This is a genomic window from Citrobacter sp. Colony219, from assembly GCF_019382635.1.
Classification (GTDB): Bacteria; Pseudomonadota; Gammaproteobacteria; order Enterobacterales; family Enterobacteriaceae; genus Citrobacter; species Citrobacter youngae.
The window spans coordinates 1976965-1989136 of the sequence record NZ_CP080033.1; the positions used below are offsets into that span (position 1 = coordinate 1976965).

A 12172-nucleotide genomic window follows, 5' to 3' on the forward strand; every position below is an offset into this window, starting at 1 on the left:
GCGGCGCTAAAGCCGCCTTTTTCTTTTCCGATATGCACATGATACCTGGTGTAATTTCTTTAGACTTCTTTACATTAGGTTAGGCAAAAATGATTTGATGTTTATATACTGAAGGTAAGCCTAACGCGTCACCGGGCTTGCTCGTCATACTTCAGAATGTATTGGCGTTTTACAGGCCCGCTCCCTTGAGAGTAACGGGGAATACAGGCGGTCTGGCTACTCAAAGTATGATAAAGAAAACAGGGGGCAAGGGATGTTGCTTAATAAAATGTGTGGTCGTCGGCTGTCGGCAATCAGTTTGTGCCTGGCCGTAACATTCGCTCCACTGTTCAACGCGCAGGCTGATGAGCCTGAAATGATTCCTGGCGACAGCTCTGCTGCCGTCAGCGAACAGCCTACAGCGTTATCGCAACCGCAGGTACAATCTTACGCGACAGGTGTGATGGCGGGAATTCAGTCTCTGCCCAATGGCACATCTGTGGACAAAGCCCGCGCTGAATTGCAATCTCAGCTACCAGCAGGCTATACGCCGGTTTATATGAGCCAGCTGGAATTACTGTATGCCGCACGCGAAATGAAACCGATGTGGGAAAATCGTGATGCGGTAAAAGCCTTTCAACAACAGTTAGCCGAGGTGGCGATTGCCGGGTTTCAGCCGCAGTTTAACGCCTGGGTTGCGTTACTGACTGACCCGGCAGTCACAGGCCTGGCACGTGATACTGTACTTTCTGATGCGATGATGGGCTATCTGCACTTTATTGCCAATATCCCCGTCAAAGGTAGCCGCTGGCTCTACAGCGATAAGCCTTATGCACTGGCAACGCCACCGCTCTCCGTTGTTAACCAATGGCAGGTAGCGCTGGACAACGGTCAGCTAACTTCATTTATCACCAGCCTTACACCTCAGCATCCACAGTATGCTGCGATGCATGAGTCGTTGCTGAAGCTGGTGGGGGATTCGCGACCCTGGCCACGGTTAACCAGCACCACGACGTTGCGTCCCGGTGAATGGAGTAATGATATCCCGGCGCTGCGCGAAATTCTGCGTCGTACCGGAATGCTGAACGCCGGTGTCAGCACTTCTGCCAAAGAAGGGCGTAGCGCCTACGATCGCGAACTTGTTGACGCGGTGAAACGTTTTCAGACATGGCAGGGGCTGGGGGCCGATGGCACGATTGGCCCTGCGACGCGTGACTGGCTGAACGTGACGCCTGCTCAACGCGCGGGCGTACTGGCGTTAAATATTCAGCGTTTGCGCCTGCTGCCGAGCGATCTGTCTACCGGCATCATGGTAAACATCCCAGCCTACTCGCTGGTTTATTATCAGAACGGAAATCAGGTGCTGGCTTCCCGTGTTATTGTCGGACGTCCCGATCGTAAAACGCCGATGATGAGCAGCGCGTTGAATAATGTGGTTGTAAATCCACCGTGGAACGTGCCGCCGACGCTGGCCCGAAAAGATATTCTGCCTAAATTGTGGAACGATCCGGGGTACCTTGAGCGTCACGGGTATACTGTAATGCGCGGCTGGAACAGCAAAGAGACGATAGATCCGTGGCAGGTTGACTGGGCTACAATCACCGCCTCAAATCTGCCGTTCCGCTTCCAGCAGGCACCGGGCGCGCGTAATTCGCTGGGTCGCTATAAATTCAATATGCCGAGTTCGGACGCCATTTATCTGCACGATACGCCAAACCATAATTTGTTCCAGAAGGATACTCGGGCGCTAAGTTCTGGCTGTGTGCGCGTGAATAAGGCCTCGGAACTGGCGAATATGCTGCTGCAGGATGCTGGCTGGAATGATACGCGCATCTCGGATGCCCTGAAGCAAGGGGATACGCGGTATGTAAATATCCGCCAGAATATTCCGGTCAACCTGTACTATCTGACTGCCTTTGTGGGAAGCGATGGACGTACGCAGTATCGAACAGATATTTACAATTACGATCAGACAGCGCGATCCAGCGCACAAATCATGTCGAAAGCTGAGCAATTAATCAGATAAATGAAGCAGTTCGAGGAAAATGATTGTCGTAAGTTATGACGAAAACGGGGCAGGATGGCTGCAAGCCCCGTATTTCCTGGGTTTGGGAGCCTTGACGTGGACTACTTAGCCAGATAAGGTTTCCCGCGTGCGCTAGAGCATACATACGATAACATTGACCTGTAGACCTTAATACCATGGACAAATTTGACGCTAATCGCCGCAAACTGCTGGCGCTTGGTGGCATTGCCCTCGGCGCTGCCATCCTGCCTACGCCTGCGTTTGCTACACTCTCCACCCCACGTCCGCGTATATTGACTCTGAATAACCTGCATACCGGTGAGTCAATAAAAGCAGAGTTTTTTGATGGCAGGGGCTATATTCAGGACGAATTAGCAAAACTTAATCACTTTTTCCGTGACTTTCGGGCGAATAAAGTGAAATCCATCGACCCGGGATTGTTTGATCAACTCTTCCGTCTGCAGGGATTGCTGGGTACGCGTAAACCCGTACAACTGATCTCCGGCTATCGTTCCATCGATACCAATAACGAACTCCGTGCACGTAGTCGTGGTGTGGCAAAGAAAAGCTACCACACGAAAGGCCAGGCCATGGATTTCCACATTGAAGGCATCGCATTAAGCAATATTCGCAAAGCTGCGTTATCTATGCGCGCAGGTGGTGTAGGATACTACCCCAGCAGTAACTTTGTGCATATCGACACCGGGCCTGCACGGCACTGGTGATCCGTAAGCTTAATGAAACAGGAGCTGTATGAACTATCGTATTATTCCGGTCACTGCATTCGCCCAGAACTGCTCGCTAATCTGGTGTGAGCAGACGCGTCTGGCCGCACTGGTCGATCCCGGCGGTGATGCCGAGAAAATCAAACAGGAAGTCGATGCCAGCGGTTTGACGCTCATGCAGATCCTGCTTACCCATGGACATCTTGACCATGTAGGGGCAGCGGCTGAACTGGCACAGCATTATGGTGTTCCGGTTATTGGTCCGGAAAAAGAAGATGAGTTCTGGTTACAGGGGCTCCCTGCTCAGAGCCGCATGTTTGGCTTGGGCGATTGTGAGCCGCTGACGCCCGATCGCTGGCTAAACGAAGGCGATCGGATTAGCGTCGGCAACGTAACCTTACAGGTGCTGCATTGCCCGGGTCACACGCCAGGGCATGTTGTCTTCTTTGATGAACAATCAAAGTTACTGATTTCAGGCGACGTGATTTTCAAAGGTGGCGTAGGGCGCAGTGATTTCCCGCGTGGGGATCACAGCCAATTGATTGATTCGATTAAACGTAAACTCTTGCCATTGGGTGATGACGTGACGTTTATCCCGGGTCACGGCCCACTTTCTACACTGGGTAACGAACGGCTACATAACCCGTTCCTGCAGGATGAAATGCCAGTCTGGTAACACCGCAGATAAATAAAAAGGCCGCGATTGCGGCCTTTTTATGCGCAATAAATTACAGCACTGCGACAATCGCTTCGCACAGCGGTGCCATGTTATCTGGCGTCATTCCTGCGACGTTTACACGTCCGGAAGCGACGGCATAGACACCAAACTCTTCACGCAGACGCAGAACCTGTTCTTTTGTCAGGCCGCTGAAAGAGAACATACCGTTCTGTTTGATGATAAAGCTGAAGTCGCGGTTTGCACCTTTCTCCTGCAGCGTATTGACAAACAGTAAACGCATGCGCTGAATACGTTGGCGCATGTCAGTCAGTTCCTGTTCCCAGATGGCACGCAGCGCATCGTTGCTCAGAATTGTGGCGACTACGGATGCACCGTGGGCTGGCGGGTTTGAGTAGTTCGCACGAATTACCGATTTCATCTGGCTAAAGGCACGGTCAACGGTTTCAGCATCAGCTGCAACCAGTGTACAGGCACCTACGCGCTCATTGTACAGACCAAAGTTTTTGGAATAGGAGCTGGCGACAATCAGCTCTTTATGCAGCGCGGCGAATGCACGCAGACCCTCTGCATCTTCTTCCAGACCACGCGCAAAGCCCTGGTAGGCGAAGTCGAACAGTGGTAACCAACCTTTTTCGACTGACAGCTGAGCCAGCGTTTGCCACTGCTCCAGCGTCGGATCGATACCGGTCGGATTGTGGCAGCATCCGTGGAATAATACGACGTCGCCAGCTTGTGCTTCAGCCAGGCTTGCCAGCAATGCATCAAAGTCCAGTGAATGGTTTGCAGCATCGTAATAGTTATATTCACGCACTTCCAGACCAGCAGAATTAAATACGCTCTTATGGTTCGGCCAGCTTGGGTTGCTGACCCACACGCGTTTTGCGCTGGTGTTTTTTGCCAGGAAATCAGCGGCCACACGCAGGGCACCCGTACCACCAGGGGTCTGTGCGGTACGCGCGCGTTTTTCATTAATCAGAGCACTTTCTTTACCAAACAGTAATTCCTGAGTGCAGCGACCAAACTCTGGAATACCGTCAATGCCAAGATAGTTTTTGGTGGTTTCATTTTCCAGGATATATTGCTCGGCTTTTTTAACGCTGGTCAGTACCGGCGTTTTGCCTGTCTCATCTTTATATACACCGATTCCGAGGTTTATTTTCCCCGGGCGGTCATCGGCACGAAACAAATCAGCCAGGCCCAAAATGGGGTCGGCAGGAGCGGCGGTAATGTTCTCAAACATGACGAGGTTCCATTGTGGTTACAGAAGGGAAGTCCGCTATCAGGTTAACGGTAGATTTACAAAATGCCAACCGTTAGTGACGAAAAGCAGGGGTGTTTTTTGAAGACGCAAGAATCCGCTGGCGGATATAAAAAAACAGGACCGAAGTCCTGTTTTTTAGGCATTTAGCAAAGAGGTCTGCTATTAGAACTGGTAAACGATACCCACTGCAACGGTGTCGTCAGAGCCTACGCCCAGTTTGTTGTCAGAATCGATCTGGTTGATGATGTAATCAACATAGGTGGACATGTTTTTGTTGAAGTAGTAAGTCGCGCCCACTTCGAAGTAGTTCACCAGATCTACGTCACCGATACCTTCGATATCCTTACCTTTAGATTTGGTATAGGCGAGGGACGGACGCAGGCCGAAGTCGAACTGGTACTGAGCAACTAACAGTACGTCTTCAGTTTTGTTCGCATAACCGTTAGAAATGCGGGTTGCGTTGCGGGTTTCGCTGTAGTTCGCTGCCAGGTAGATGTTGTTAGCATCGTATTTCACGCCGGTAGCCCACTGCTCAGCTTTGTCGCCATGGCCGCGCAGAAGCGGGTTTTGCTGGGCATCGGTACGGTCAGCCGCGCCGTATGCACCGACGATACCGAAGCCTTCGAATTCGTAGCTTACAGAACCGCCAACGCCGTCACCATTAGAGCGACGAACGTCATCACGCTCGTTTTTACCCAGGTACTGAACAGCGAAGTTCAGGCCTTCAACCAGACCGAAGAAGTTGGAGTTACGGTAAGTCGCGAGGCCACCGTTACGCTGAGAGAAGAACTGGTCGGAAGCCGCAGTATCGCCACCGAATTCTGGCAGCATATCGGTGTAACCCAGTGCATCGTATACGACGCCGTAGTTACGACCGTAATCGAAGGAACCTGCGTCACCGAATTTCAGACCAGCAAACGCCAGACGGGTTTTGTTCCCATTCTGAGAGTCGTCACCGCCTTCGGAGTTATTGCCGCTGAACTGGTATTCCCACTGGCCGTAACCGGTCAGCTGGTCGTTAATCTGAGTTTCCCCTTTGAAACCAAGACGGGCGTAAGTCTGATCGCCATTAGGTGCGTAGGCGTTGTCACCGTTGTGCTTGGAAAAATAGTGCAGACCTACCGCTTTACCGTAGATGTCTACTTTATTGCCATCTTTGTTATAAACTTCTGCAGCGTTAGCTGCCCCGGCTACCAGCAGAGCAGGGATAACCACTGCAAGAATATTGCGCTTCATCATTATTTATTACCCTCATCGGTTTTTATATGACACCTGCCACTGCCGCCAATAAATTCCGTCAATAAAAATTTACGGAACTATTGATGAGAGTTTGGTGTCTTTATGTGTCTGCAGGCATCTTTCCATTCAAACTACCGTTTCGCTACTCTCAAAGTGCTACAAATATAAAGATTTGGTTTCAAAAAGAAAAAATGTGTAACAAAATGTTATTTTTATGCAACTTTGTGAACGACTTCAAATTTCAGGTGTCCCTGCGATTGAATTTTGCTCAGTTTTATCTATTTATATGATTTTCTTATACTTAATTTTGCTAACGACATTTTTATCTAGCCCCGCAAAAAAGAACCATTTTTACAAATGCATATTTTGGCCGTCCAGAATGCCGTGCGAATGGGTAATAAATGCTCTATTTGATCATGAAGTGCTAATCCACAATAAAAATAGTGATTATTTTTTGTTCTCAAATGTTGCAGTGAAACATTGCGTAACAGGAAGGGGGAATTTACGGGTTGAGTTTAGTGCGGGATGAGAGTCCATCTAAGGCGACAAATACAGCAATGCGCTGAGCGAAAAAAGGCCAGCAGTGCTGGCCTTTATGATTAAAGCGACAACGTTAGAAGCTGGCGTTACGCGGTGTACGCGGGAACGGAATAACATCGCGGACGTTCTGTACGCCGGTGACATAAGCGATCAGACGCTCAAAGCCCAAACCAAAACCGGAATGCGGAACGGTACCGTAGCGACGCAGATCGCGATACCACCAGTAATCTTCTTTGTTCAGACCCATCTCCAGCATACGGGCATCCAGCACGTCCAGACGCTCTTCACGCTGAGAACCACCGATGATTTCACCGATTCCCGGTGCCAGCACGTCCATTGCCGCCACGGTTTTACCGTCGTCGTTAAGGCGCATATAAAACGCCTTAATATCTTTCGGATAGTTTTTAACAACCACCGGCGCTTTAAAGTGTTCTTCGGCAAGATAGCGTTCATGCTCAGAAGACAGATCAACACCCCAGTAAACCGGGTTTTCAAACTGTTTACCGCATTTTTCCAGGATGCTTACCGCATCGGTGTAATCCACCTGCGCGAAGTCAGCATCAATAAAACGTTCCAGGCGTGATACCGCGTCTTTGTCGACACGTTCGGCGAAGAACTTCATATCATCCGCACGTTCTTCCAGTACGGCTTTGAACGCGTATTTCAGCATTGCTTCAGCCAGACCTGCAACATCGTTCAGATCGGCAAAAGCGACTTCCGGCTCGAGCATCCAAAACTCTGCCAGGTGACGACTGGTGTTAGAGTTTTCTGCACGGAACGTCGGGCCAAAAGTATAAATTTTGGACAGGGCGCAGGCGTAAGTTTCACCGTTCAACTGACCGGAAACGGTCAGGAACGCTTCCTTACCAAAGAAGTCTTTATCGAAATCGACTTTACCCTGATCGTTACGCGGCAGGTTTTCCAGATCCAGCGTAGAAACACGGAACATTTCACCCGCACCTTCCGTATCGGAAGCGGTGATCAGCGGAGTAGATACCCAAAAGAAACCCTGCTCGTGGAAGAAGCGATGCAGCGCTTGCGCCAGCGTATGACGTACGCGCGCTACCGCACCAATCATATTGGTGCGCGGACGCATATGCGCCACTTCACGCAGATACTCAATGCTGTGACGCTTAGCCGCCATTGGGTAGGTATCAGGATCTTCAACCCAGCCCGCGACTTCAACTTCAGTGGCCTGAATTTCAAAGCTCTGTCCTTGTCCAGGTGATGCAACGACTTTACCCGTTACGATAACTGAACAACCCGTCGTCAGGCGCAGTACGTCCTGATTGTAATTGGGCAGAGAATTATTGATGACGGCCTGTACAGGATCAAAGCAGGAACCGTCATAAACGGCGAGGAAGGAGATGCCAGCTTTTGAATCTCGGCGGGTACGCACCCATCCGCGCACGGTGACTTCGCTGTCAACGGCTACGCGGCCCTGGAGTACGTCGGCTACAGGCACAACGCTCATAATATTCTCTCTGTTAATAGTCGGATATATAAACACATGTCCACCCGTAATGGGGGGATACCTATGTTACCTGGCATCTGCAATCAGACAAGCAGAATTCGTAGCTGGAGTGAAAGATTTCGGAAATAAACGTGAAAAGGGAGCCAAAGTGGCTCCCTGGAAGGACTAGCTGGCTTTTTTAATATGCGGGAGATCGAAGGCTTTGCGCAGCGCGCGCACAAACGCTTTATCATGGCAGATGGTTTTACCCGGGCTGTCAGATAACTTCGCCACCGGTTTGCCGTTACATTCGACCAGCTTGATAACGATATTCAGCGGCTTAACCTGGGGGATGTTACACGTCAGGCGTGTCCCGATACCAAAGCTCAACTGCACGCGAGAAGAGAAGTGGCGGTAGAGTTCAATCGCTTTATTCAGATCGAGGTTATCGGAGAACACCAGCGTTTTGCTTTGCGGGTCAATGCCCAGTTTTTCATAATGGGCGATGGCTTTCTCACCCCATTCCACCGGATCGCCAGAGTCGTGGCGCAAACCCTGGTAGCGGGTCGCAAACTCAACGCCAAAGTCGCGCAAAAACGCGTCCATGGTGATGCAATCGGTCAGGGCGATGCCGAGCTGGTCGGGATATTCGTTCAGCCAGGCGGCCAGGGCAACGCGCTGGCTGGTGGCAAGCTCAGGGCTGATTTGCTGGTGTGCCTGGAACCATTCATGCGCCTGGGTTCCCATCGGCGTTAATGACAAACGACGGGCAAGATCGTAGTTGCTGGTGCCAACAAACCACGGCTCTTGCTGCAGGCGTTTAACGATAGCCTGCTGGACTTCACGTGAAAAACGACGACGCGTACCGAAATCCATCAGATGGAAGCGGGACATATCGACATCTTTCGTTAAAGCAGAGAATTCTGCTAATTTGTTTTCCAGCTCAGCCAGCGCCTGTGGGACGCCTGATTCGGGCGAGCGATAACGGTGTACCAGCTCGCTTATCACCGCTAACAGCGGAACTTCCCACATGATCACTTCGCGCCATGGCCCGGTTAAGCGAATGTTCAACTTACCGTTGTCATTGGTGACGCAAACCTGTTCCGGGTTATAGCGGAAATCACGTAACCAGGTGAGGTAATCAGCTTTGAAGAAAGGCAGGCCGGAGAGCCACTGGTACTCGTCCTCCTGCAGTCGCAGGTGCTGCATAGCATTCACCTGTTCGCGAATAGAATCGGCATAAATACCGAGCAGGTCATCGCCACGGCAACGAAATTCAGCCGCTACTTGTACATCATAGTAGTGGTGAAAAACGGCTTGCTGCATATGCAACTTATAAGCGTCTGTATCCAGCAGCGAGTGCAGAACAGGAGAAGCGAATTGTGTCATAGGTGCGCAGTAGCATCCTCTCACGGGAGCGTTTAGTACAATAAACAACTAAGAAAACCGCTGGAGTATACCCTGTTTAGCGATTTATTGAACCCCGATCACACCATAAGCTGTCTTTCTGGTCGAGGGCAATTCGTGCCGCGTGTTATAAAAATGTAGCAAAAAGGGCGTTTGTGCCTGAAAAGATGAACATTCTGCGTAGCGTGATTTACGCAACAGGAATAGACTGAAGCCGAGACTCTACCAAAGATGCTAAAGGTTTTTTTATGACACAACAGCCACAAGCCAAATACCGCCACGACTACCGTGCGCCGGATTACCAGATTACTGATATTGACTTGACCTTTGACCTGGATGCTGAAAAAACCGTGGTCACCGCAGTGAGCCAGGCTGTCCGTCATGGTGCATCCGATGCGCCCCTGCGCCTGAATGGCGAAGATCTGACCCTGGTGTCAATCCACGTGAATGATGAACCGTGGACAGCATATAAAGAAGAAGAGGGCGCTCTGGTCATCAATCAACTGCCGGAACGTTTTACGCTGCGTATCGTGAATGAAATTAGCCCAGCGGCGAATACCGCGCTGGAAGGGCTTTACAAGTCAGGTGACGCGCTGTGTACCCAGTGCGAAGCGGAAGGCTTTCGCCATATTACCTGGTATCTCGACAGGCCGGACGTGCTGGCGCGTTTTACGACCAAAATTATTGCCGATAAAACCAGATATCCATTCCTGCTTTCCAACGGTAACCGTGTTGCGCAGGGCGAACTGGAAAACGGTCGCCACTGGGTGCAGTGGCAGGATCCATTCCCGAAACCGTGCTATTTGTTTGCGCTGGTGGCCGGTGATTTTGACGTCCTGCGCGACACTTTTACTACCCGCTCAGGGCGTGAAGTGGCGCTGGAACTGTACGTCGATCGCGGTAACCTTGACCGTGCGCCATGGGCGATGACCTCGCTGAAAAACTCCATGAAATGGGATGAAGAGCGCTTTGGCCTCGAATATGATCTCGACATCTATATGATTGTCGCCGTGGATTTCTTCAACATGGGCGCGATGGAGAATAAAGGTCTGAACATCTTTAACTCCAAATACGTGCTGGCGCGTACCGATACCGCCACCGATAAAGACTATCTCGATATTGAGCGCGTCATCGGTCACGAATACTTCCATAACTGGACCGGCAACCGCGTCACCTGTCGCGACTGGTTCCAGTTGAGCCTGAAAGAGGGGTTAACCGTGTTCCGCGATCAGGAATTCAGTTCCGATCTTGGCTCACGTGCGGTAAACCGTATCAGCAATGTGCGTACCATGCGCGGCCTGCAGTTTGCTGAGGACGCCAGCCCGATGGCGCATCCTATCCGTCCGGATATGGTCATCGAAATGAACAACTTCTATACCCTGACCGTGTATGAGAAGGGTGCGGAAGTGATTCGTATGATCCACACCCTGCTGGGTGAGGCTAACTTCCAGAAAGGGATGCAGCTGTACTTTGAGCGTCACGATGGTAGCGCTGCAACCTGTGATGATTTCGTGCAGGCGATGGAAGATGCGTCGAACGTCGATCTCTCCCATTTCCGCCGCTGGTACAGCCAGTCCGGTACGCCGATTCTGACCGTGCGAGATGACTACAATCCAGCAACGGAACAGTACACGCTGACTATCAGCCAGCGTACGCCAGCCACGCCGGATCAGGCTGAAAAGCAGCCGTTGCATATTCCTTTTGCCCTTGAGTTGTATGACAACGAAGGGAAAGTGATCCCGCTACAAAAAGGTGGGCACCCGGTGAATTCCGTACTCAACGTGACCCAGGCAGAGCAGACGTTTGTCTTTGATAACGTCTACTTCCAGCCGGTTCCGGCGCTGCTGTGCGAATTCTCCGCGCCGGTGAAACTGGAATATAAATGGAGCGATCAGCAACTGACCTTCCTGATGCGCCATGCGCGTAACGATTTCTCTCGTTGGGATGCGGCGCAAAGCCTGCTGGCGACCTATATTAAGCTCAACGTTGCCCGTCATCAGCAGGGACAACCGCTGTCGCTGCCGGTCCACGTGGCCGATGCATTCCGCGCGATTCTGCTCGATGAGAAAATCGATCCGGCACTGGCGGCAGAGATCCTGACGCTGCCTTCAGTAAATGAAATTGCCGAACTGTTCGACATCATTGATCCGGTGGCGATCGCCGAGGTACGCGAAGCGTTAACCCGCACGCTGGCGGCCGAGCTGGCGGATGAATTCCTCGCCATTTATAACGCTAATCATCTTGATAAGTATCGCGTTGAGCATGGCGATATTGGCAAACGTACGCTGCGCAACGCCTGCCTGCGATTCCTGGCCTTTGGCGAAACCCATCTGGCTGACACGCTGGTAAGCAAGCAGTACCGTGAAGCGAACAATATGACCGATGCGCTGGCGGCGCTGTCTGCGGCGGTCGCAGCACAGTTGCCGTGTCGTGACGCGCTGATGCAGGAATACGACGACAAATGGCATCACGACGGTCTGGTGATGGATAAATGGTTTATCCTGCAGTCCACCAGCCCGGCGAGAAATGTGCTGGAAACGGTACGCGGCCTGCTGAAGCATCGTTCCTTTAGTATGAGTAACCCGAACCGCATCCGTTCGCTGATTGGTGCCTTCGCGGGCAGCAACCCGGCGGCATTCCATGCGGAAGATGGTAGCGGTTATCAGTTCCTGGTGGACATGCTGACTGAGCTCAACAGCCGTAACCCGCAGGTGGCATCTCGATTGATTGAGCCGCTGATTCGTTTAAAACGCTATGATGCAAAACGTCAGGCGAAGATGCGTGCGGCGCTGGAACAGCTGAAAGGACTGGAGAATCTGTCAGGCGATCTGTTCGAAAAGATCTCTAAAGCGTTAGCCTGAGA

General features: G+C 51.4%; 8 protein-coding genes. 4 read left to right on the top strand and 4 right to left on the bottom strand.

Going from position 1 to position 12172, the window contains the following annotated elements:
- Window positions 1–253 precede the first annotated feature (253 nt).
- The 3 genes from ldtD (at window position 254) to JTI85_RS08620 (ending at window position 3406) form a co-directional block, all read left to right on the top strand.
- A complete protein-coding gene (gene ldtD / locus JTI85_RS08610) occupies window positions 254–2005 on the top strand; it encodes a L,D-transpeptidase (RefSeq protein ID WP_115602301.1) in 1752 nt (583 codons plus the stop codon).
- A 176-nt stretch (window positions 2006–2181) separates the two neighbouring features.
- Entirely contained in the window at window positions 2182–2730 is a 549-nt protein-coding gene (locus tag JTI85_RS08615) for a YcbK family protein (protein WP_003831948.1), read from the top strand.
- 28 nt (window positions 2731–2758) lie between these two features.
- Complete coding sequence (locus tag JTI85_RS08620; RefSeq protein ID WP_003831949.1) at window positions 2759–3406, top strand: MBL fold metallo-hydrolase; 648 nt, start codon at window positions 2759–2761, stop codon at window positions 3404–3406.
- Window positions 3407–3458: 52 nt separating this feature from the next.
- Here the strand turns inward: JTI85_RS08620 and aspC are convergent, their stop codons facing one another.
- The 4 genes from aspC to pncB form a co-directional block, all read right to left on the bottom strand.
- Window positions 3459–4649 (bottom strand): aspartate transaminase, encoded by a 1191-nt coding sequence (aspC, locus tag JTI85_RS08625; protein ID WP_061067624.1) that lies wholly within the window; start codon window positions 4647–4649, stop codon window positions 3459–3461.
- A gap of 183 nt (window positions 4650–4832) precedes the next feature.
- Window positions 4833–5909 carry a porin OmpF gene (gene ompF, locus JTI85_RS08630; protein ID WP_048212129.1) on the bottom strand — a complete coding sequence of 359 codons (1077 nt, stop codon included), beginning with the start codon at window positions 5907–5909 and terminating at the stop codon, window positions 4833–4835.
- Between the two features lie 613 nt (window positions 5910–6522).
- Entirely contained in the window at window positions 6523–7923 is a 1401-nt protein-coding gene (gene asnS / locus JTI85_RS08635; RefSeq protein WP_048212128.1) for an asparagine--tRNA ligase, read from the bottom strand.
- Between the two features lie 165 nt (window positions 7924–8088).
- Window positions 8089–9291 carry a nicotinate phosphoribosyltransferase gene (pncB, locus tag JTI85_RS08640; RefSeq protein ID WP_101742835.1) on the bottom strand — a complete coding sequence of 401 codons (1203 nt, stop codon included), beginning with the start codon at window positions 9289–9291 and terminating at the stop codon, window positions 8089–8091.
- A 266-nt stretch (window positions 9292–9557) separates the two neighbouring features.
- Between pncB and pepN the strand changes: the two genes are divergently transcribed.
- A complete protein-coding gene (gene pepN, locus JTI85_RS08645) occupies window positions 9558–12170 on the top strand; it encodes an aminopeptidase N (RefSeq protein WP_219352432.1) in 2613 nt (870 codons plus the stop codon).
- The last annotated feature ends 2 nt before the right edge of the window (window positions 12171–12172 follow it).